Source organism: Bizionia paragorgiae, from assembly GCF_900107625.1.
In the GTDB taxonomy this organism is placed as follows: Bacteria; Bacteroidota; Bacteroidia; order Flavobacteriales; family Flavobacteriaceae; genus Bizionia; species Bizionia paragorgiae.
In genome coordinates this window covers 85,019-106,958 of record NZ_FNQK01000008.1, presented here as the reverse complement: position 1 = coordinate 106,958, position 21,940 = coordinate 85,019, and the positions used below count along the sequence as shown (strand labels likewise).

The 21,940-nt window shown below is 33.6% G+C and carries 21 protein-coding genes; 6 read left to right on the top strand and 15 right to left on the bottom strand.

Annotated features, from left to right (window positions below):
- Positions 1-33 precede the first annotated feature (33 nt).
- Together BLV64_RS07450 and mddA are read left to right on the top strand one after the other, a co-directional pair.
- The gene (locus tag BLV64_RS07450; RefSeq protein WP_092133583.1) at positions 34-939 is read left to right on the top strand and encodes a helix-turn-helix domain-containing protein; all 906 of its coding nucleotides are present in this window, start codon (positions 34-36) and stop codon (positions 937-939) included.
- Between the two features lie 11 nt (positions 940-950).
- Entirely contained in the window at positions 951-1,694 is a 744-nt protein-coding gene (gene mddA, locus BLV64_RS07445; RefSeq protein WP_092133581.1) for a methanethiol S-methyltransferase, read from the top strand.
- Positions 1,695-2,025: 331 nt separating this feature from the next.
- Here the strand turns inward: mddA and BLV64_RS07440 are convergent, their stop codons facing one another.
- Entirely contained in the window at positions 2,026-2,679 is a 654-nt protein-coding gene (locus BLV64_RS07440) for a hypothetical protein (protein ID WP_092133579.1), read from the bottom strand.
- A 647-nt stretch (positions 2,680-3,326) separates the two neighbouring features.
- On the opposite strand from BLV64_RS07440, the gene BLV64_RS07435 reads away from it, so the two are divergent.
- From BLV64_RS07435 to hemN, 3 genes are all read left to right on the top strand, one after another.
- Entirely contained in the window at positions 3,327-4,550 is a 1,224-nt protein-coding gene (locus BLV64_RS07435; protein ID WP_092133577.1) for a porin family protein, read from the top strand.
- A 1,362-nt stretch (positions 4,551-5,912) separates the two neighbouring features.
- Complete coding sequence (locus BLV64_RS07430) at positions 5,913-6,254, top strand: hypothetical protein (protein WP_092133575.1); 342 nt, start codon at positions 5,913-5,915, stop codon at positions 6,252-6,254.
- 126 nt (positions 6,255-6,380) lie between these two features.
- The gene (hemN, locus tag BLV64_RS07425) at positions 6,381-7,742 is read left to right on the top strand and encodes an oxygen-independent coproporphyrinogen III oxidase (RefSeq protein WP_092133573.1); all 1,362 of its coding nucleotides are present in this window, start codon (positions 6,381-6,383) and stop codon (positions 7,740-7,742) included.
- A 156-nt stretch (positions 7,743-7,898) separates the two neighbouring features.
- On the opposite strand, the gene BLV64_RS14540 is transcribed toward hemN, so the two are convergent.
- The 10 genes from BLV64_RS14540 to BLV64_RS07380 all read right to left on the bottom strand — a co-directional run bounded on the left by BLV64_RS14540 (position 7,899) and on the right by BLV64_RS07380 (position 17,274).
- Positions 7,899-8,069: a hypothetical protein gene (locus tag BLV64_RS14540; RefSeq protein WP_177165307.1), complete on the bottom strand. Its 171-nt coding sequence runs from the start codon at positions 8,067-8,069 to the stop codon at positions 7,899-7,901.
- Positions 8,070-8,092: 23 nt separating this feature from the next.
- The gene (locus BLV64_RS07420) at positions 8,093-8,800 is read right to left on the bottom strand and encodes a sulfite exporter TauE/SafE family protein (protein WP_092133571.1); all 708 of its coding nucleotides are present in this window, start codon (positions 8,798-8,800) and stop codon (positions 8,093-8,095) included.
- Between the two features lie 6 nt (positions 8,801-8,806).
- Entirely contained in the window at positions 8,807-9,253 is a 447-nt protein-coding gene (locus BLV64_RS07415; protein WP_092133569.1) for a FixH family protein, read from the bottom strand.
- 123 nt (positions 9,254-9,376) lie between these two features.
- A complete protein-coding gene (gene ccoG, locus BLV64_RS07410; RefSeq protein WP_092133567.1) occupies positions 9,377-10,798 on the bottom strand; it encodes a cytochrome c oxidase accessory protein CcoG in 1,422 nt (473 codons plus the stop codon).
- 38 nt (positions 10,799-10,836) lie between these two features.
- Positions 10,837-11,139 carry a hypothetical protein gene (locus BLV64_RS07405; protein ID WP_092133566.1) on the bottom strand — a complete coding sequence of 101 codons (303 nt, stop codon included), beginning with the start codon at positions 11,137-11,139 and terminating at the stop codon, positions 10,837-10,839.
- 18 nt (positions 11,140-11,157) lie between these two features.
- Positions 11,158-12,102: a cbb3-type cytochrome c oxidase N-terminal domain-containing protein gene (locus BLV64_RS07400; protein WP_092133565.1), complete on the bottom strand. Its 945-nt coding sequence runs from the start codon at positions 12,100-12,102 to the stop codon at positions 11,158-11,160.
- A 1-nt stretch (position 12,103) separates the two neighbouring features.
- Positions 12,104-12,295, bottom strand: a complete 192-nt coding sequence (locus tag BLV64_RS07395) for a CcoQ/FixQ family Cbb3-type cytochrome c oxidase assembly chaperone (protein WP_092133564.1) — start codon at positions 12,293-12,295, stop codon at positions 12,104-12,106.
- A 2-nt stretch (positions 12,296-12,297) separates the two neighbouring features.
- On the bottom strand, positions 12,298-14,502 hold the full coding sequence (ccoN, locus tag BLV64_RS07390) for a cytochrome-c oxidase, cbb3-type subunit I (protein WP_092133563.1): 2,205 nt from the start codon (positions 14,500-14,502) through the stop codon (positions 12,298-12,300).
- Positions 14,503-14,513: 11 nt separating this feature from the next.
- Positions 14,514-14,720 carry a cbb3-type cytochrome oxidase assembly protein CcoS gene (ccoS, locus tag BLV64_RS07385; RefSeq protein ID WP_092133562.1) on the bottom strand — a complete coding sequence of 69 codons (207 nt, stop codon included), beginning with the start codon at positions 14,718-14,720 and terminating at the stop codon, positions 14,514-14,516.
- 106 nt (positions 14,721-14,826) lie between these two features.
- Positions 14,827-17,274, bottom strand: a complete 2,448-nt coding sequence (locus tag BLV64_RS07380) for a heavy metal translocating P-type ATPase (protein WP_092133561.1) — start codon at positions 17,272-17,274, stop codon at positions 14,827-14,829.
- A 241-nt stretch (positions 17,275-17,515) separates the two neighbouring features.
- On the opposite strand from BLV64_RS07380, the gene BLV64_RS07375 reads away from it, so the two are divergent.
- Entirely contained in the window at positions 17,516-18,214 is a 699-nt protein-coding gene (locus BLV64_RS07375; protein ID WP_092133560.1) for a Crp/Fnr family transcriptional regulator, read from the top strand.
- Between the two features lie 20 nt (positions 18,215-18,234).
- Here the strand turns inward: BLV64_RS07375 and BLV64_RS07370 are convergent, their stop codons facing one another.
- The 4 genes from BLV64_RS07370 to BLV64_RS07355 all read right to left on the bottom strand — a co-directional run bounded on the left by BLV64_RS07370 (position 18,235) and on the right by BLV64_RS07355 (position 21,927).
- Positions 18,235-19,065, bottom strand: a complete 831-nt coding sequence (locus BLV64_RS07370) for a universal stress protein (RefSeq protein ID WP_092133559.1) — start codon at positions 19,063-19,065, stop codon at positions 18,235-18,237.
- A 193-nt stretch (positions 19,066-19,258) separates the two neighbouring features.
- The gene (locus BLV64_RS07365) at positions 19,259-19,678 is read right to left on the bottom strand and encodes a heavy-metal-associated domain-containing protein (protein ID WP_092133558.1); all 420 of its coding nucleotides are present in this window, start codon (positions 19,676-19,678) and stop codon (positions 19,259-19,261) included.
- Between the two features lie 34 nt (positions 19,679-19,712).
- On the bottom strand, positions 19,713-21,446 hold the full coding sequence (locus BLV64_RS07360) for an efflux RND transporter periplasmic adaptor subunit (RefSeq protein WP_092133557.1): 1,734 nt from the start codon (positions 21,444-21,446) through the stop codon (positions 19,713-19,715).
- Entirely contained in the window at positions 21,436-21,927 is a 492-nt protein-coding gene (locus BLV64_RS07355) for a DUF305 domain-containing protein (protein WP_092133556.1), read from the bottom strand. The genes BLV64_RS07360 and BLV64_RS07355 overlap by 11 nt, the downstream gene beginning before the upstream one ends.
- Positions 21,928-21,940 lie beyond the last annotated feature (13 nt).

The window sequence follows — 21,940 nt, the reverse complement described above, 5'->3', positions numbered from 1 at the left end:
TTACAACTAGTTAAACATTCTAAAAACTACATTGTGCTTAATGCTTACAATTATTTTAAAAATCATCCTAAATTCAATAAACGCGTTGGAAATGACTTCTTGCTTGTCGAGTATAAATGCCCCCTAAACATTGAAAACTTTCAGTTATGGATTGAAAACGATCTCATAACCTATGTTATAAGCGGAAAAAAAGATTGGATCACGCCCCATAAAACTCATCGTCTTAATGGAGGGGATACCCTTTTTGTTAGAAAAGGGGTTTATACGACAAAGCAATATTTAGAAAGTGAATATTGTGTTATGCTATTCTTTATCAATGATACCTTTATTAAAAATTTTATAACAGACAACCCTAGTTTTATAAAAGCCCTGCCTTCCAAAAAGGAGTACTCATCCATTTATGACATTTCAACAAATGACAGCTTTCACGTTTTAATAGAAAGCATGTATCATTATTTAAACCAAGGAGAGCAGGTCCCTAAAAAATTAGTAGAAATTAAATTTAAAGAATTACTCTTTAATCTTTTACTCAATTCTCGTAACAATGAATTACTTCTATTCTTCAATTCGGTAGTACAAAACAAGAATACCAATATTGAAAATATAATGATCGAAAATTTTCAATTCAATTTAAAAATATGTGATTTCGCAAAACTTTGTGGTAAAAGTTTATCGGCCTTTAAACGCGAATTTCAAAAATGCTTTAACACAACTCCAGGGAGATGGCTAATCAACAAACGATTAGAGCATGCCAAAACCATGTTATTGGGAACTACGCTCACCATTAGCCACATTGGTTATGATTCTGGTTTTAAAAATACTTCTGAAAAGCGTTTACAGACTTTAATAAAAGCTGCAAAACAAAGCTGTATTATTTATCAAACAATAAAAAAAGCTATTCCAATTACGCTAAGTATATCCCTGAAAATTAAAACTTAAATCAATATATTATGAAAAAATCAATGATCTTTATTTACGGTATTCTAGCCTATGTCATTTTTCTTATAACTTTTTTATATGCCATTGGTTTTGTGGGTAATATGGTCGTCCCCAAAGCAATAGATTCTGGTACAGAACTAGCCTTATTACCTTCCATAGTCATAAATGTTATTTTATTAAGTGTCTTTGCGCTTCAGCATAGCATTATGGCTCGCCCAGCATTTAAAAAATGGTTTACAACAATCATTAGCCCTGCTATGGAGCGCAGTACTTATATTCTATTATCAAGTTTGGCACTGCTTTTAATCTATTGGCAATGGCAACCTATTACGACAATAGTATGGGAAACTCATAATAAAATTAGTATTATACTTATGACCGGTCTATTTTTTCTAGGTTGGACAATCGTTCTACTATCAACATTTATGATTAATCATTTCGAACTTTTCGGATTAGCACAAATTTTCAATAATCTAAAAAACAGACAAACCCCTAATCCTAAATTTCAAACCAACTTTTTATATAAAATTGTTAGACATCCCATTATGCTAGGGTTTTTAATCGCCTTTTGGGCAACTCCACGTATGACAGTAGGGCATTTATTGTTTACTATTGTAACGACACTTTATATTCTAGTAGCGGTAAAATATTTAGAAGAGAAAGATCTTAAGAAAGCCATTGGAGAAAAATATGAAACCTATCAAAAAGAAGTCCCGATGCTAATCCCTTTTACTAAAAGTAAGAAAAAAGTCTAGTAAATCTTCCAAAAAAAATTCAGAATATAATGGGCAAACATTGTACTTTAGTGACTTGCTAACACCGTAAACATGACGACTAATACTTAATCTGTGTTTTAACAATACCGTTAATTCTAATGCTTAAAAACATGACCCTAACAGTGAAGACTTACAATAAGGTTTCAACCCGAATTAACAGCTATAACCATAATTATTCGATTTTCATTAAAAGTAATCATAAAGCCGTAGGCATTGAAAACTAAAAAGCCGTTTCACGAGTTAACGAGAAACGGCTTTTTAACTGGGGTTGATTTAGTTTTAACCCGCCAGATGTATAGCTGTAAAACAATTATTCATTAAATAAATTTTCAATATACTCTTCGACAGCACCACTGTTATCCTCTACACTAAACGGGTACCTATGCAGTTTAAAATCTTCATACAACAATATGTCTCCTGCGCCTCCACCATTACCACCTGGTGAACACCCATTATTTGGTTTTACAGAAAAACCCATATACACTTTATCACTATATGGACATTCAAAAATTACGAGATGCGGTATACACGTGTGGTTTACTTCGTCTTGGTATTCGGCTTGTGCCGCTAGGTAAGCTTGGTAATACAACTCCCTACATAAATCATCTAATTCTTCTAAGGAAATATCCTCTGGAGTAAAAATACGATACTTCCATCCCATTGACGATGATACACTCATACCCACTACACTAGGAGAGGTGTCATCTTCAGGATCAACACTAACAATGTCATCAATAAATCGCATCAGCTCTTTTTGTGTTCCCACTACAACGCCTTTTTTGATAGACATTTCAACACCCATAGCGGTTTCTTCTGGACTAAAAGCTCTAGTGGAAATCGCAAATAATTCTTCTTTAGCCTCTGGCTCATTTTGTACCAAATCATCTTTTTCTTCACAAGAAGTAAAGACTGTTAAGGTAAATAGTAAACTTAAAATTCCGAAAGTTTTCATAACTGTTTTCATAATCATAAATATTAAAAAATTAAACAATAGCTTGTATTTATAAGTAGATACATTACGTTACAATTTTGTTACCCCTTAAATCCATTTATTTTTTAAACTTATAATGAGCTATTTATTTTTATCTGCCCACCTCTAATAAATAAAGAGTATTACATGATTAAATTTTGAATCCACTTATATTTCACTTCAAGGTTTTCAATAAAAATCATACATAACCTAAACTTAATTACACGTTTAATGTTTACGTTCTAATAGTAATTTTGGAATTAAAAAAGATTTCTGGAGAACATAATCACACTAGTAATTAAACTTTATAAAAGAATTAATTACGAAATAAAAACAAACAGAATATTTGATAAGAAATTAATGTTATTTACCAGTTATTTCAACCGTTTTAGGTCTAAGCGTTACACAGAAAACACTACATCCAACCTATTCCTTAATACGCCTTAACGAGGAGTAACATTTATTATATCTAAAATGTATCAACGATTAAAACCACTCAAAATTAATAATATTAATAATAATATCATATAAATATTATCCGAATTCTAAATTATAAAGTTATTTTAGCCAATTCAAATTTGCATCATTTAATAAACACTTTATAAGACTGTCATGGTGCATCCACTAAACAAACCATGTATATGAAAAACCAACTTTTATTCCTTTTAACTCTATTCGTTTGCTTTAATTGTTATTCCCAAGTTTTATTTAAACCGGGCTACTATGTCGATAGAAACAATAAAAAAACGACTTGCTTAATTAAAAACACCAATTGGAGAAACAACCCGACAGAGTTTGAATATAAACTTTCCGAAAACGAAGAACCTAAAATCGGGAAAGTAGCTTTAATCAACGAATTTGGGGTTAATAACACTTCAAAATATGTTAAAGGCATTGTTAACATTGATAGATCTAGAGGAACCACTAGTGACTTGAGTGAAACTAAAGAACCTGTTTTTAATGAAGAAGAATTATTCTTAAAAGTATTAGTTGAAGGAAAGTTTAATTTATATGAATATGTAGATGGAAGTATTAGAAGATATTTTTATAGTGAAGACGGAGACAACATTGAACAATTAATTTTTAAAAACTATAAAACAAAAGATAATCTTCTTGCGCAAAACAATAAATTTAGACAACAATTATGGATTAATTTGAAATGCCCTAGTTTTACAATGAAGGATGTTGAGCGTTTGGATTATACTAAAAATGATTTAGTTCGATTTTTTAACAAGTATAGCGCATGCCATAATACTGAACCAATTAAGTTTACCCCTAAACAAAAGAAAGATTTATTTAATTTAACCCTCAGGCCTCGACTAAATAACTCTTCTCTTTCTGTAATCAATACGTCAACAAATGGTAAAACTACAAATTTCGATTCGAAATTAGGTTTCGGTTTTGGTTTAGAAGCTGAGTTTATCCTACCTTATAATAATAATAAATGGGCCATTGTTGTGGAATCAACCTATCAGAATTTTAAATCTGAAAAAACTATTGAAAACAACTTTATATCTGGAGGACAACAAATTACCGAAGTCGATTATAGCTCGATCGAAATTCCGATAAGTTTAAGACATTATTTCCATCTTAATAACAATGAAAAAATTTTCGTTAACGCTTCATATGTATTTGATATCAGTTCAAAATCTTCGATAGAGTTAAAAAGAGCTGACAACTCCTCATACAGCTCGTTGGATGTTAACTCAAAGAAGAATTTAGCAATCGGTGTAGGTTACAAGTTGGATGATAAATATGGTATAGAAATGAGATATCAAACAAATAGAGAAATCTTAAACAATTATAATTTTTGGAATGCAGACTATAAAACTTTTTCCATAATCTTTGGATACACGCTATTCTAATTCTACTTTTTTCATTGTGAATTTGTAATTCAACTGCTTAAAAACAAGTGTAAATTTACATCATATAAAACGTAAAAAATCTATAATAAAAAATACCGTCTGTGATTTAGACGGTATTTTTTATTTTAACCACCTATAGGCTGTAACAATATTCAATAATTTTATATCTTTTACATATAAAATCATCTATAAATTATGAGATAACATAAAAATTATTTTATTCGTATTTGGGTTAATCCTAATAAGTTGCAAACACAAAAGACAATAGCATTACTCTTGGTATAGACAATAGAGTACAATTACTAAGAGTAGCCTATTCTCTAGCACTATAGGACAGTATTTCCAGAAGCTTAAGACCATGCAAAACGGACTTCTATAAAACACATTATGAGCCGTATAAAAAGTATAAAACCCATCCTTTAGTTATAAAAATTAGAAATGGGGATCTTTGGAGTACAGATTTACCTGTGCTAGCATTATGTTTAGACGACAATCTAAAACCAAAAAGTAATTTAAATTGAGAACAAATCATTCAAAAATATGGATGGTACGGACAAAATATAGATTCCCTTTCTAGTCTTCTCATTGACTTAAAAAAACCATTGATTTTAAAAACAAATACAATCTTGACTTTACATCGTTCATCGATTCTATAAAATCAAATAATATATCACAAAAACTTAATAGCTTCTATCAAACTGATGAAGACAACTACCTCAAAATTATTTTCAATTCCTTAAATAGATGCACCAACAAAGCAATAACTAATTCAAATAAAAGGCCCTTTCTTATGACCTATTTATGCGATAAGCCAAACAACTCTGTTAAAGATTTAAAACTAAAATGGAATACGGATATAGACGGATTATAATTCATGAAAACAGTCGCATTTACTAAGGTGAATTATTTAAAAAATATTATGACCAAGACATTGATTCATTTATTAAACAAGACAAATTTAAAGAAGACTTTACTAATATAGATGAAATAATTGTATTCGCATTAACAGCAAAACTTCTGCAAATTAATTATGGTGAAAAAGTAGGTGAGCAAGAAATAAACCGCACACCATTACATTCAAAGCTTGTTTATGAGCATTCATACAACTACCTGAAAAACAAAGACATAAAACTTGAAGAGGCTTATAAAATTATTCTATCACAGTTAAAAGAAAAATTCAGCTAACTAGTGTGATTGAATATAACACTTAAAGAAACAGTATTAACACATCATTATTCTTTCAGAACCAAAGCATTATGAAAACATATTTAATGGTCAACTAAATGCTTTTTTAAACTGATTAATTAATTGTAATTTAATCCTACACAAAATGTATCTCAAAATTTAATTCTTTTTTTAGACATGACCATTACCGACCTAGAAGGCAGTTACACCATTATTGGTAAAAATCAAGATTCTGAAGCCCTACCTTACAAAGGGGTGCTTCACCTCACCGTAACTAATAATCATCGCATAGAGGCACATTGGGTGATTGGTAAAACGCAAGAACAAAGTGGAACAGGATTTTTTAAAAACGATATTCTTGTCATAAATTTTAAGTATGCTGGAGATGATGATAAACTCTACAAAGGGGTCGCCGTGTACACTTGTATTTCTAGTGATTTACTGGATGGTTTTTGGTCGGAAAAACACGGAGACCCCAATTACTTAGGGTCGGAACGTGCCTTTAGAATACTAAACTAATCGAGAAGTACACACTAGCAAAAGATTCATTTTATTTTACACCTTATGATAGAACTGACATAAAGCTAACAAAAGTCATCTTTTAACGTGTTACTATGTTATAATTTTGAACAAAATACAAATGCTATGAGTAAGCTAATTTCAAAATATAATATTCCAGGACCACGATATACGAGTTATCCAACGGTACCTTATTGGGATAATACGTCATTTTCGTTGAAGGATTACAAAGAGACCTTAATACGAAGTTTCAAGGAAAGCAATACCACTGAAGGCATTAGTTTGTACATTCACTTACCATTTTGCGAAAGTTTATGTACGTTTTGTGGTTGTAACAAGCGCATTACAAAAAATCATACCGTAGAAATGCCTTACCTGAAAGCTGTTTTAAAAGAATTATCTTTATACAAGACTCTTTTAGGCGAAAAACCACTTATTAAGCAAATTCATTTAGGGGGCGGTACACCAACATTTTTTACGCCCGAAAATTTAAACTTTTTAATTACAGGCATCTTTAAAATCGCAAATAAAGCTGAAGATTGTGATTTTAGTTTCGAGGGCCATCCCAATAACACGACCATTCTTCATTTAGAAACCTTAGCGCAAAACGGATTTACCCGCGTGTGTTACGGAGTTCAAGATTATAACGATACGGTACAAAAAGCCATTAACCGAATTCAACCGTTTAAGAATGTACAACAGGCCACTCAAAATGCTAGAGAAGCCGGTTATACTTCTGTGGGACATGATATTATTTACGGATTACCTTTCCAAACTGAGGCTCATGTTATTAATACCATAGAAAAAACAATACAACTTAAGCCCGATCGTATTGCCTTTTACAGCTATGCGCACGTGCCGTGGATAAAAGGAAATGGTCAACGTGGGTATAAAGAAGAGAACATACCTAATGCCGAATTAAAACGTAAACAGTATGAAACAGGAAAAAGGCTCCTACTAGAAGCTGGCTATGTAGAAATTGGTATGGATCATTTTGCTTTAAAGAATGATAGCTTATACCAAGCGGTAGAAGACCAAACGATTCATCGTAATTTTATGGGGTATAGCGATAGTAAGACCCAAGTTATGATTGGCTTAGGAGTCTCTGCAATTAGTGATAGCTGGTACGGATTTGCTCAAAATGTAAAAAACATTGAAGAGTACAAAAGCCTGATTAACGATAATTTACTACCCATATTTAAAGGGCATATATTAACTTCTGAAGACTTAATTATTCGTAAACACATTTTAAATTTAATGTGTACGTTTGAAACCTCTTGGGAAGATGCTGCTTTATATTTTGAAGAACTACCTGAGGTAGTGTCTAAACTCAAAGAACTGGAAAATGACAATCTTGTGGAACGTTTAGAAAACAAATTGGTAGTTACCGAAAAAGGACGCGCATTTGTTAGAAACATTTGTCTTCCATTTGATTTACGCTTACAACGAAATAAACCAAAAACACAGCTGTTTTCTATGACAGTTTAAATAAGAAACCTCTTGATTTAGTTAGTTAGAGTTTAAAGTGAAAAAGGAAAGCCGTAAGAAAGCTTTCCTTTTTTTATATCATAGCATGTAACCGTTTCTGAATGTATTTTAACACGGATTGCATTTAATACCGATCAACCTTTTATAGGCATTTAATTAAAGCGTTTGATCCTCTTTATCCATTTCAGACGCCTCTGTATTTGCTTTTTTATCAGATTTAACCATATTAATTACTACAGCAGCCAAGACAACACATACTAGGGCAAACACGCCTATAATAGCCGCTCCCATTCCCCAATTCACTAGTGGTAACATTAAACTTTTCATACTTCTTATATTTTTAATTAAACTTAATGGCAACGTTCATCGGCCGAGACTTCTTGAACAGTTATATTTTCTGATGGAGAAATATACTTAATCCCCAACCCTAATCCGCGTAAAATAAATAAAACACCTATAATCACTACAAACACAGGAATCGCTTTTAAAATACGTTTTTTAATAGTGCCTGTAATAAAATTACCCACATAAATAGCCGTCGTCATTAGGGGTACTGTCCCTAATCCAAAGACCAACATATACACGCCTCCTTGCCATGCATTTCCGCTAGCTAAAGCTCCGAAAATAGCCATATAAACCAAGCCACAAGGCAGTAAACCGTTTAAATATCCAATGGTAAAAAAAGTACCAGGTGTTTTCTTTTTAAGCTCTTTACCCATTGCGCTTTTTACTTTGGAAACGATGCGATATATAGGTTTCGAAAAATTATACCTATTAAATAGTTTTACTGGTATTAGTATAACAACAATCATTAATACTCCAATAAGTATTGAAAGCTGTTGTTGGAAACCAAAAAGATTTAAACTCTTACCGACCAAGCCAAAAATAAATCCGAGTACGCCATAGGTTAATAAGCGACCAGTATGATAGCTTAACAACTGTAATATTCTTTTCGGTTTATTCTTGCGATCTATGGGTAGCATAAAAGCGATGGGGCCACACATTCCTACGCAATGAAAACTACCTAATAAGCCAAATATGAGTGCGGATAATAACATACCGTATTAATAGGTAAACGATTTTTTATACATGTAAGGCGTCCCTTCATACTCCCAATCGATAATTATATTCCAGCGTCCATCGATTAAATTTTTATGATTAACAAGTAACACAGAACCCTCCAACTCTAAAGGAACATTAAAATCCAATACCTGATTAGATGGTCTGTACAAATACACATTACCTTTCATTTTTGAAGCTTCGAAAGTTTCAGGAAAAATTAATTTCAACCCATCCTCAGAGCTTTCAAAAACAATTTTTTCTTTTAAGCTATTGGTATTTGTTTCAGCATCTATTTCTTTTTGATAGACCACTTCTTTAGCATAATACTCTTCAGTAACTAAATCATAGTCAAACTTGCTATCTGTACTCATGGTTATTACCAGGTACAAAATAAACCCCATAAATAATGCCATAGCTACAACAAGTCCCGTACCCCAATTCCATTTCATAATTTCTAATGCTCGCTGTTAAACGCTTTAATTACGGCTGTTCAACGAGACTCTTATATAATAATTTATACCAACCAACGTTTGGTTTGCTCTACTGTTTTATACACATTGATAACAATGTAATTACTTATAACTTCTTGGCCCCATAAAAGCCGTCGTTGTCGTTTCTATTAGTTCGTCGCCACTATAGACGCCAATTTCTATTCGTTCTTTATCCCCTTTAATACCACTAGCATTAATTTCTACAAACAAGGTACCTTCTGCTAAGCCCTGCTCTGGTACTGTAAAGTTAGTATGAGAAACAAGCTTAACTGTTCCTTTATGTGACAGTAGTTCGAATCTTACATTCTCAATATCTTTAATTGTTTTATTTACCAATTTAAAGGTATATACATTACTTATAATATTTCCTTCTTTGTATTCATATAACTGCCCTGGCAATCTTAAAATTGTAGCTTGCACATCATTTCTTAAAAACAACATTCCGATAAGGACAGCAATTAGAATTCCCAAAACAACAGTATACCCCTTTAACCTAGGTGTAAATTTAAAGGTTTCTTTCTTTTCAATTTCATCTTCACTAGCATAACGAATAAGTCCTTTAGGCAAATTCACCGATTCCATAATATGATCGCAAGCATCTATACAAGCCGTACAATTAATACACTCTAGTTGTGTACCATTACGAATATCTATTCCTGTAGGACAGACATGAACACATTGAAAACAATCGATACAATCGCCTTTCCCTGTGCTTGCTCTGTCTTCATTCTTTTTAAATTTAGCACGCCCTTCTTCCTTCTCTCCACGTTTATGATCGTAGGCTACAATAATAGATTTATTATCTAACAACACCCCTTGTAAACGTCCGTAAGGACAAGCGATAATACACACTTGCTCTCGAAACCAAGCGAATATAAAGTAAAACACACCCGTAAAAATAAGTAGAGAAATAAAGGTACTCGTATGCACCATGGGCCCATCGGTGATGTATCGCATCAACTCATCACTTCCTATTAAATAAGCTAGGAAGACATTGGCAATAAGAAATGATATAATAAAAAAGATTGTCCATTTTAATACACGCTTTCTAATTTTCTCGGCATTCCATGGCATTTTTTTTAATCGGATTTGTTTCCCTCTATCCCCATCTATCCAATATTCGATGCGACGAAAAACCATTTCCATAAATATGGTTTGCGGACAAATCCATCCACAAAAAATACGTCCAAATGCTACAGTAAAAAGGAGAATAAAAACGACCCCGATAACCATCATGATAACAAACAAATGAAAATCTTGTGGCCAAAACGGATTGCCAAAAATATTAAAACGACGCTCTAGGACATTAAACATTAAAAACTGGTTGCCATTTATCTTTATAAATGGAGCAGCCAATAAAAACGCTAATAAAACATAACTAACATACTTACGATAGTTATACCATTTTCCTGATGGTTTCTTTGGAAAAACCCAAGCTCTTTTCCCTTCTTCATCAAGGGTACCTATCGTATCACGAAAACTTTCTTGGTTTTGATCTGCCATCTTATCTTAAATTATTCTGGAATTACTCAGTTTATATTTTACTGTTCTTTTAACACTAAGTAAATAGCATCATTGTATGCTTGAATGCTATAAGTTTCTTCTAAGGGCATGTTAAACGTATCGAACATGGCTAAACGGTAACTAAAATGTTCCATATTAACATCTATTTCCCCCTTAACGACTACTATTTTAGTTTTAGTAAACGCGATACTTTTTGGTAAAGCAACGTCTCTATTTAAACAAACAGCAGTAAGCTTAGAGTTCTCTGAACGAAATAGATCTTTAAAAACTACTTGCTCTGAGTGCTCTAAACCTTGTGCTATATTGTTTAAAATATTCATTTTAAGAAAGACTTAGTACTAATTTACTTGTGTCACCTCTGTTTCTATTACTGTTTCTTCGGTTGGAACCTCTGCTTTTGGAGCATTTTCATCTTGCCAAAGATCACCTTCTGGTGCTTTAGGTTCTGCCGGAGTTGTACCACCAAGACTCATTACATAACTCGACACTTGAGCCATTTCTAATGGTTTTAATTCTGACTTCCAAGCAATCATACCTTTTCCTGCACGACCACCTTCTGAAACCGTTTTAAAAATATCTTTAATACTTCCACCTAAAATCCAGTACGGATCGGTTAAGTTTGGTCCGATACCACCACCACCATCTGACTTATGACAAGCAATACAGTTGGTTTCGTATATTTTTTTACCCGCACTTAAATCGGCAGCATCCGTTAATAAGGTTACCGTATTAACATCCACTAAATCTTTAGCTGTTTTCTTCCACTCTTCAATTTCCAATTGCGCTGCAGCAACAGCCATTTCATACTCCTCATCTTGAGTGTAATCATTTAACACTTCAAAACGCACCATATAAACAATAGCAAAAACGATGGTTGCATAAAAACTATATTTCCACCATGGTGGTAAATTATTATCAAGCTCGCGAATACCATCGTAATCGTGATCTAAAATAATTTCTTTTTCATCCAACACTTCTTCTTCACCAAGCATTTTAAGATAGATCTGATTTATCCACTTAAATTGATTTTCTTTTTTCGTTGCTTCTTTAGCTAAGTAACTTGCTTGCTGTTCTGGTTTTAGTGTTTTAAACAAAACAACGCGAAGGGCTTCGACACATATTTCGAAGGCCATACCAAAAAGCATGACAGTACCTATTATTACCCAGTAGATGGGCTCAGAAAGCATCGCCCATTTCTGATCAGATTCGTAAACCCATTCCATTAAAATTATCGAAATAATTAGTAATAGTAAGAGTCTTAATAAGGATGCAGTTGTTCTCATATTAGTTTTGGTTTATATTAATGGTGTCGTCTTCTAAGGGAATATTACTTACTTCTTCTATGTGTGATTTTTTTGCAGTGACTACCCACAAAAACAGTCCCACAAAGAATAAGAAAAATATTAATAATCCTATTATTGGATAGACAGCCACGCCATCTATACTTTCTAAATTTCCTTTTACAAATTTAAACATAACTACTCGTCTAAGTTTACTGTTGAACCGTCACCATTAGTTACTTTAATATCTGTACCTAAACGCTGTAGGTAAGCTATCATTGCAACAATTTCTCTATCTCGCATTTCTACAAACTCCTCATTATTTTCTTTTGCATACTTCTTATCTGCTTCGTAAGTTTTTGCAAAATCAGGGTCGTTGTACAAGCTCTTTTCAATTTTCTCACCTTGCTCTGCCATCCAGTCTTGAGCTTTGGCAATATCTTCTTCTGTATACGGTACACCAAGGGTTGCTAATGCTCTTAGTTTCGCTTCGGTATCCGTTTTATCTAATTCATTCTGGATTAACCATTTGTACGATGGCATAATAGAACCTGATGATGTACTTTGCGGATCATACATGTGGTTAAAGTGCCAGTTATCACTATACTTACCACCAACACGCATTAAGTCTGGTCCAGTACGTTTACTACCCCATAAGAACGGGTGGTCATAAACATACTCTCCTGCTTTAGAGTACTCTCCATAGCGTTCTACCTCACTTCTAAATGGTCTGATTTGTTGTGAGTGACAACCTACACAACCTTCTCTAATGTATAAATCTCTACCTTCTAATTCTAGAGGTGTATAAGGTTTTACACTTGATATTTTCGGAATATAGTCATCAACCATTAACGAAGGAATAATCTGTACCATACCTCCAATAAGAATAGCTATCGTAGCAAAAATTGTTAATTTCACCGGACGTCTTTCTAACCAAGAATGGTAACCTTCTTTTTTAGTTCGTTTTGTTGTTATTTTTTCTAGTGGTGCTGCTTCTGCTAATTCATCGGTTACAGCACTACCTGCTTTCGCCGTCATTATTAAGTTAACAACACCTATAATTGCTCCTGTAATATATAATGTTCCCCCAATAGCACGCATCCAGTACATTGGCATAATCTCGGTTACTGTTTCTAAGAAGTTTCCATAGGTTAAAGTCCCATCAGGATTAAATTGTTTCCACATCGATGCCTGAACAAATCCTGCTACATATAATGGTAAAGCATATAATATAATACCTAAAGTACCGATCCAAAAATGCATATTTGCCATAGCCAGAGAGTACAGTTTTGTTTTAAATAAGCGCGGAACCATCCAATAAATCATACCGAATGCTAAGAATCCGTTCCATGCTAAAGCACCAACGTGTACGTGAGCAATAATCCAATCACTAAAGTGAGCAATAGCATTTACGTTTTTAAGTGACAGCATTGGTCCTTCAAAAGTTGCCATACCATAACCTGTAATGGCTACAACCATAAACTTAAGAACAGGATCGGTTCTTACTTTATCCCAAGCTCCACGTAAGGTTAACAACCCGTTAATCATACCACCCCATGATGGTGCTAAAAGCATAATCGAGAATGCCACTCCTAAATTCTGTGCCCAATCTGGTAAGGAAGAATATAGTAAGTGGTGCGGACCTGCCCAGATATAGATAAATATTAAAGACCAGAAGTGAACAATAGATAATCTATAAGAATACACGGGTCTGTTTGCCGCTTTAGGCACGAAATAATACATTAATCCTAAAAAGGGAGTCGTTAAGAAAAAAGCTACGGCATTATGTCCGTACCACCATTGAACCAAGGCATCTTGAACACCCGCATACATCGAGTAACTCTTAAAAGCACTCACAGGAATTTCCATACTATTTACAATATGCAACACGGCTACAGTAACAAAAGTTCCTAGGTAGAACCAAAGTGCCACATATAAATGACGCTGTCTTCTGTTTAAGATTGTACCTATTAAGTTTGCTCCGAAAGCAACCCAAACCACTGCAATTGCAATATCAATAGGCCACTCTAACTCTGCATATTCTTTAGATGTTGTATAGCCTAAAGGTAAAGTGATTGCAGCAGCTACAATAATAGCTTGCCATCCCCAAAAGTTAAAACTACTTAACCAATCTTTCCACATACGCGCTTTTAGCAGTCGCTGTGAAGAGTAATAGACTCCAGCAAAAATGGCGTTTCCTACAAAGGCAAAAATAACTGCATTTGTATGTAACGGACGCAAACGCCCAAAACTCAACCATGAAACACCATCGGTTAGGTTTGGAAATAAAAACATAAATGCTAATAAAAGTCCGATAGACATACCGACTATCCCCCAAAATAAAGTTGCGATAACGAAATTTCTTACAATTTTGTTATCATAATAAAATTTTTGTAATTCCATAGTTTAGTTAATTAGTCTTTTTTTTTGATTGGTTTAGATTCATTACTCGATTTATTTAGTTCTTTTTTTTCTATTATAAGTTCGTCTTCAAAAAGCATTCTTACCGATGGTGTGTACGTATCATCGTACTGACCGTTCCTTACAGAATAAATAAATGCTGCAAAAAAAAGGAGAGCAACAAAGACACTAATTGCTAAAAGCATATATATTATATTCATATCATCCAAAGTTACCCCGCAAAATTACAGGTGTTAGGTTATTAATAAAATGACTTTTATCATCAAAAACGCATTTATCCTTTATAATCAAATCCCTGATAAAAAATCAGTTCTTTTTAGAAACGCTAAGCTTCCGCCCCAAAAAATAAGTATAAACAGTTGTAAAAACAACAATACTTATGGAACTTAAAGGCATTAATATTGCAGCGACTACTGGCGCTAGGTTACCAGTAACGGCAAAACCTAAACCAATAACATTATAAAATAACGAAAATATAAAAGCGTAATTTATAACTTTTATCCCCTGTCGTGATAAGGTCATAAAAGTGGTTATCTGATTAAAACGAGAGGCATCTAATATACCGTCGCATGCAGGAGAAAACACATTAACATTTTCCGAAATAACTAACCCCACATTACTTTGCGCCAGGGCTCCCGAGTCATTTAGTCCATCACCAACCATCAACACATTCTTCCCCTGTTCTTGGAGCTGCTTAATGTAATTGAGTTTATCTTCGGGTTTCTGATTGAAAAGCAAACTAGAGCCTTGAGGTAAAATTTGCTCTAAGTAGGCTTGTTCCCCACTATTATCTCCTGATAAAACAACTAACTCACAGGTTTCTGATAACTCTTTAAAAACAGAAGTCATACCCTTTCTGTACTCATTATAAAACACAAAACACCCTTTATACTCATCGTTAGCACCAATATGCACAGTTGTTTTCCCTGTATTTTCGTATTCTACCTCGTGACTTTTTCTCACAGCGTCTTTAGTGACGTAATCGTAGGAGCCCACTTTTACAGTATGCGATTCGGTAACCCCTTCTATTCCTTTACCAACTTCCTCATTAAACGAGTCTAGTGTGCAAATTCCATTTTTATTTAAAAGTGTGTATAACGCACGACTTAAGGGGTGATTGGATGCACGCAAGGTCGAGGTAAGCACTGACTTCTCTTCTTCCGAAAGCGTAACCCCTTCATAAATAATTCCGTTTTTCTGATTGGTTGTTAAGGTTCCTGTTTTATCAAAAACGACGGTATCGATATGTGACATTTGCTCTATCACTTTACTGTTTTTAATATAACATTTATTACGTCCAAAAATGCGTAATAAATTTCCTAGGGTAAACGGCGCTGCTAAGGCAATTGCACACGGACAAGCGACTATAAGTACAGAAGTAAACACATTTAAGGCTAAAGACTTATCGTAAAACAACCAAAAGGCGGTCGACACAAATGCGATAAGCAGTAAAGTTATGGTAAAGCGCTTACTTATCTGATCGGTTAAACTTTCAAATCCGCTTTGTTTATTTTTACTAAAAATCTCATTAGACCATAATTTAGTAAGATAGCTTTGTTCTACAGGCTTTAAAACTTCCAATTCAATAACCCCTGCTTGTTGTCGTCCTCCAGCATACAAATAATCCCCGGACTGTTTTACAACAGGTTCGGCCTCCCCAGTTACAAAACTATAATCTATTAAAGCGTGACCTTTAATTAAAATAGCGTCTACAGGTATCAATTCTGAATTCCTAATTATTATACGATCGCCTTTTTCTAATTCATAAACCTGAGCTTGTTCTTCTTTCTTTAATTTAATAGCATCATTAGATGCACCATTAATAGCTTCCCCTTTTAATAATCGGGTCACCGCAATAGGAAAGTATGACTTATAATCTCTTTCAAAAGATAAAAACGCATAGGTTTTTTGTTGAAAAAATTTCCCTAGCAACAAGAAAAAAACCAAGCCCGCTAAACTATCAAAAAAACCTGAACCCCAGTCCATAATAATCTCTACCGATGAACGAACAAAGAGCACAAAAATACCGATAGCAATAGGAACATCGATATTTAATATTTTAGAACGTAAGCCTTTAAAAGCAGAGACAAAATAGCCCCACCCTGCATAAAAAACAACAGGCAGTGAAAAACCAAACATGACCCATCTAAACACATGCTTAAACCGTTCTAACCAAAACTCATCTACCTTAAAGTACTCGGGGAATGATAAAAACATGATATTCCCAAACGCAAAACCTGCAACCCCTAACTTGTAAATTAGACTTCTGTCGGTTTTTGTTTTTTTTCCTGAAGCATCTTCTAAGGAAATATATGGATCATACCCTAATCTTGCTAACAACACGACTAAATCATGTAAACTTAACAGGTCGCTAGAATAGGTAATACGGACATTTTTTTTAGGAAAATCGACTTGAGCAGTCTTTATAGCAGGGTTCAACTTATTTAAATTCTCTAAAACCCAAATACACGAACTACAGTGTATAGAAGGAATTAATAAGGTCACCACTTGAATACCTTGCTCGTTAAACTCTAATAATTTTTCTGAAATAACTGTATTTTCAAGAAAATCATATTTTCCCTCAATGCGCGAAGGTGTAATTCCGGGGGACTCCTGTAAATCGTAATAATAAGAGAGGTCATTTTCATTTAATATGTCGAACACCGTTTTACAACCGTGACAACAAAAACTTTTCTCTTCATGTTTTATTGTGGATCTATCGCACACCTCTCCACAATGGAAACAATTCTCCATAATTACTTAATTTACTTCGATCTTTTAAAAGATCATTAATACAAAGTACAAAGGTCTTTTATTTCCCATCTTAAAAACATGACTTTTGTCAGTTTAATATCAGGAAAAAGTATACTTAATATATTAAAAATAACAACCCGTAATTTACACAATTCCATAGACTTTAGTTTTAATTGGGGTAAACTTTAATGGATTTTGCGTAAATTATTCGTTTCTTTGCCTAGAATAAGATTTTTAACTTATGAGTCACCAAGAAAGCCGTTGTGAAAACTGTATAGTAAGACAATTAAATTCCTTAAAAGCCTTAAAAAAAGAAGAGCTTAAGCGCATTTCTGATAGTAAAACTACGAAAATCATAAAAAAAGGAGAATCCATTTTTGCCGAAGGCGAAAAGCTTAATGGTGTTTTTTGTGTGCAGAATGGTGTTACTAAACTCTCTAAAATGAGTGATAATGGTAAGGATCAAATTATTAAAATTGCTGCTAAAGGTGAGATATTAGGGCAACGATCTGTAGTCGCCGACGAAATCACTAATTTGAGTGCTGTAGCTTTAAATGATATGACTGTTTGTTATATCCCTAAAGCCGAACTTTCTCAAAGCTTAAATGAAAACATGCAATTCACTCAAGCCATTTTAAAACAGATGGCTAAAGACTTAAAAGATTCGGATGACGTGATTGTTAGCATGGCACAAAAAAGTGTTAAGCAACGTATTGCTGAAGCTCTACTCTATTTAAAAAATAATTTCGGGGTTGATAATGAAGGGTATATTGCAATGACGCTCTCTCGAGAGGATATTGCTAATGTTGTAGGTACTGCAAAAGAAGCATGCATCCGTACATTATCTTCATTTAAAAAAGAAGAATTAATCACTACTTCAGGTAAACGTATTAAAATAGAAAATGAAAAAGCCCTCTATAATATGATAGAAGGCTTTTAGATTCATATAACTTTTACTACTTAAATTTTTACCGTTAAAACAGGAATTTTAGAGTGATTTACAATATCTTCACCTATACTTCCTGAGAAAAAGTGAGCTAATCCACTTCTACCGTGTGTAGGAATACTTATTAAATCTGCTTTAACCTTATTAGCAAAATTAAACACCCCTTGCTCTACCGAGTAGTCAGCAAAAATAGTAACATCTTCTAGTAAGATTTTATCTTCTTCAGGAAGGTTTACTATAAACTCAACAATTTGCTTTTCAATTTCATTGGTACTCTTATAGTTCTGACCTGGTAAATTCACATATAACAAGTGCATTTTAATTTCTAAAAGCTTAAACATTTTAGCCACCTTTTGGTAAGCTTCTAAACTTTCTACTTTAAAATCACAGGCAAAAACAGCTACCGATGGCGACATGTTCGTATCCTCTTTGATAACTAAAACAGGAACCGATGCTGTACGCACCACTTTTTCTGTGTTTGAACCTACAAAGACTTCCGACACACCACTAGTACCGTGAGATCCCATAACGATTAAATCTGCTCCGTATTCTTTAGCGACATCATCAATTTCAGAAAACACCTTGAAATTTCTTACGATATCAGTTACTTTTAGGCCTTCTAAATAATCCTTATCTAAAAACTCTGTAAAACGTTTTTTCGTTAATTTAATTAAAAACAAACCTTCAACAGAATCCTCTTCATCCTTGGTAATTCTCGCGTCATTAACACCCATCATATGGACAACAACAATTTCTGAGTCTTTACGACTCGCGATTTTTGCCGCTACTTTTAAAGCGTTTTCTGAATGTATTGAAAAATCAACTGGTACTATAATTTTATTCATCGGTTTTGTATTTTAATGATGGTTTATTCTTTGTTTATTTTATGTTGTTAAAGATACATATAAAGTTTACTACAACAAATGACATTTGTCATTCTTCATAAAAAATCTCTAATATGATAAAGTTAAGACCTCTTAAACAAACCATTAAATGATTCGTGATAATCATATGAGGTAAATAAAACAAGAATTTGGTTTACTTTACTTGCTGATTCATTTCCATCTCATGATCGTATTTACAACATCCTGGTAAATTTTTGTATGCTTCTAAATCACCCGCTACTTTTTCCGTATCGTATCCTGAAGCAGCAATAGCTTTATGAATAGACATCACATCTGTTTTAGTCTCATCAAAAGAAACCTCAACTTTCTTTTTGTCTACATCCCAATTCGCTTCCGCAACACCTTCTACGCTGTTTGCAGCTTTTTCAATGGTTGTTTTACACATCCCACAGTTTCCTCTTACTCCAAAAGACATCTCTGCCAAAGCGATTTCCTTTGACACTTCAGAACTTACTTCCGTTACTGTTGTTTCTACTTCTTTTTTGGCCTCATCTTTACAACTTGTTAAGCCCATTGCAGCTACTACCGCTACACTTAAAATTACTCTTTTCATGTTTAAATATTTAATTATTAATAATTGGTTCTACTTATTCTATAACTTGTTTCACTTCTCCACATCGCAACATAGCGTCGCCAAAATACGGATTTAAAACTTTATCTTCTTTACTCAACCAGTAAGCGCCTGTATCATTATCTACCATTGGGCAATATTGATGATACACCTTTTCATTTATACCGAATACTTCAATAGCATTGGTTAAATGTGTTGAAAGGCTTTTGAAACGTCGCCTTTGATCTACTAAATCACTTGTATTTGAAATGGATGTCGCAGAATCTTTTATTTCTTTTTCTAAAACCATCCAATGCTCATGTGCATCCTTATCTTTTACCAATTTCATATCTACTTTTGATAAATGGCTTAATAACTTTTTAGCTTCCTCTGCACTGTTATTGGCATCATCTTTTACCAAGGCATCTTTTAGTTGAATATAATCGTTAAAAACTGCTTTTAATTGGTTCTGAAAGTCTTTTGAAACCGTAACTCTTTCATTTAAATTGAAGTGCGCTTCTTTGGATTCATTTTTATCTGATTTATGATTCATCATTGACTTTTTACCTTGTAATTGAGCTGCCGCATCAACAGTAAATGTTCCATTGGTTACAATTTCATCGCCATTTTCTAATCCGTCCACAACCTGATAATTTTCACCCATTTTAGAACCTAAGGTAATTTCACGCATTTCGAAAACAGTTTCGTTAGGATCTGGTTTTAAATACACCAAAGAACGCTCTCCTGTCCATAAAACTGCAGAAGATGGAATAGTCAATACTTCTTTCGTGTTTGAAGCAACTCCTTTTATTTTACCCGAAACAAACATGCCTGGCTTAAACAAATTATCCTTATTACTCAACACCACTCTTAAAGTTACCGTACGTGTTTTCGTATTTAAAGTTGGATCTATAAAATCTACTTTTCCTGTGAATTCTTTATTAGGATACGCGTTTGTTACGACAGAAACCTCTTGACCTTTCTTTAGTACTTCAATTTGATTTTCATAAACATCAAAATTCGCCCAAACAGTAGACAGATTAGCGATTTTAAGCAATGGCTGACCTTGCTTTACATAATCCCCTTGCTCGATGAGTTTTTCAGTCACTGTTCCTGAAACCGTAGCATAAATAGGCACATTTTCTTGCACTTTTCCTGAAGATTCTATCTGACTGATTTGATTCTCTGAAAGCTTCCAAAGTTTTAGTTTATTACGAACCGCTTTATACAAAGCAGGTTGTGATTCTTTTAAAGAGGAAGCAGTTATCAACTCTTGTTGTGCTGCGTATAATTCAGGTGAATAAATAGTAGCCAACAACTGGCCTTTACGTACCTCTTCTCCTGTGAAACTCACATTCAATCGTTCTATACGTCCTGAAAAATAACTCACTTGTACGGCATTAGCTTCTTCATTTTCTACAATTTTTCCAGATAATTTAATGGCATTATCTTCAGCTTTACCACTACCAACAACAGCTGTTTGCACATTAGCCAAAGCCATAGCATTTTCTGTTAGTTTAAATTGATCGGCAGCCAAGCCATCTGCTCCTGCTTCGGCTGGTATTAAGTCCATTCCGCAAATAGGACAATCGCCAAATTCTGGCTGCATAATTTGAGGATGCATAGAACAGGTCCACATTTGATTTGATTCTGCAACAGCATCATGGTTATGCTCATTCTCGGTATGAGATGAACCGCCAAATAAGAACCATCCTAATAGAATTCCTATAGCTAACAAACCCATATATATAACTACTTTATTATTTTTCATTTTCCAATCGTTTTATCATGATTTTCATTTCTTCAATTTCTTTTCTTTGAGCTTCAATAATAGCATCTGCTAATTTTCTAACCTCTGGATCTTTAATGTCTGCGCGCTCACTAGTTAATATGGCAATGGAGTGATGTGGAATCATCCCTTTTAACCACAACAAATCACCAACAACAGGTGCTTGAACTCTCACCAACCCTAAAGCTCCAATAAATAGCAGTAAGCTCCCAACTAGTATCCCAATATTCTTTTTTTTATTTGTATACATATTCCGCATAAAGAACCACATAATTACCGCCATCGTAGAAATCCCTAAGCACACCATATAAAATCGTGTCATACTAAAATAGACATGATCAATCGCATAGGTATTTAAGTACATCGTTATATACATAGCTATAAATGAACACCCTAACATTAGGAAGAACTTAGTGTAGCTCCCCATGCCTTTCTTTTCTGTATTATTTTCTTGTGAATCCATAAGTTCTCGATTT

Excerpts from the sequence above, each read along its gene's own strand:
- BLV64_RS07405 (WP_092133566.1), bottom strand. The coding sequence starts at position 11,139 with ATGAATATTTTAAACAATATAGCACAAGGTTTAGAGCACTCAGAGCAA.
- hemN (WP_092133573.1), top strand. The coding sequence starts at position 6,381 with ATGAGTAAGCTAATTTCAAAATATAATATTCCAGGACCACGATATACG.
- ccoG (WP_092133567.1), bottom strand. The coding sequence starts at position 10,798 with ATGGCAGATCAAAACCAAGAAAGTTTTCGTGATACGATAGGTACCCTT.
- BLV64_RS07360 (WP_092133557.1), bottom strand. The coding sequence starts at position 21,446 with ATGAAAAATAATAAAGTAGTTATATATATGGGTTTGTTAGCTATAGGA.
- ccoS (WP_092133562.1), bottom strand. The coding sequence starts at position 14,720 with ATGAATATAATATATATGCTTTTAGCAATTAGTGTCTTTGTTGCTCTC.
- BLV64_RS07440 (WP_092133579.1), bottom strand. The coding sequence starts at position 2,679 with ATGAAAACAGTTATGAAAACTTTCGGAATTTTAAGTTTACTATTTACC.
- BLV64_RS07380 (WP_092133561.1), bottom strand. The coding sequence starts at position 17,274 with ATGGAGAATTGTTTCCATTGTGGAGAGGTGTGCGATAGATCCACAATA.
- BLV64_RS07395 (WP_092133564.1), bottom strand. The coding sequence starts at position 12,295 with ATGTTTAAATTTGTAAAAGGAAATTTAGAAAGTATAGATGGCGTGGCT.
- BLV64_RS07420 (WP_092133571.1), bottom strand. The coding sequence starts at position 8,800 with ATGTTATTATCCGCACTCATATTTGGCTTATTAGGTAGTTTTCATTGC.
- BLV64_RS07430 (WP_092133575.1), top strand. The coding sequence starts at position 5,913 with ATGACCATTACCGACCTAGAAGGCAGTTACACCATTATTGGTAAAAAT.
- BLV64_RS07355 (WP_092133556.1), bottom strand. The coding sequence starts at position 21,927 with ATGGATTCACAAGAAAATAATACAGAAAAGAAAGGCATGGGGAGCTAC.
- BLV64_RS07365 (WP_092133558.1), bottom strand. The coding sequence starts at position 19,678 with ATGAAAAGAGTAATTTTAAGTGTAGCGGTAGTAGCTGCAATGGGCTTA.
- BLV64_RS07415 (WP_092133569.1), bottom strand. The coding sequence starts at position 9,253 with ATGAAATGGAATTGGGGTACGGGACTTGTTGTAGCTATGGCATTATTT.
- BLV64_RS07435 (WP_092133577.1), top strand. The coding sequence starts at position 3,327 with ATGAAAAACCAACTTTTATTCCTTTTAACTCTATTCGTTTGCTTTAAT.
- ccoN (WP_092133563.1), bottom strand. The coding sequence starts at position 14,502 with ATGGAATTACAAAAATTTTATTATGATAACAAAATTGTAAGAAATTTC.
- mddA (WP_092133581.1), top strand. The coding sequence starts at position 951 with ATGAAAAAATCAATGATCTTTATTTACGGTATTCTAGCCTATGTCATT.
- BLV64_RS07370 (WP_092133559.1), bottom strand. The coding sequence starts at position 19,065 with ATGAATAAAATTATAGTACCAGTTGATTTTTCAATACATTCAGAAAAC.
- BLV64_RS07400 (WP_092133565.1), bottom strand. The coding sequence starts at position 12,102 with ATGAGAACAACTGCATCCTTATTAAGACTCTTACTATTACTAATTATT.
- BLV64_RS07375 (WP_092133560.1), top strand. The coding sequence starts at position 17,516 with ATGAGTCACCAAGAAAGCCGTTGTGAAAACTGTATAGTAAGACAATTA.
- BLV64_RS14540 (WP_177165307.1), bottom strand. The coding sequence starts at position 8,069 with ATGAAAAGTTTAATGTTACCACTAGTGAATTGGGGAATGGGAGCGGCT.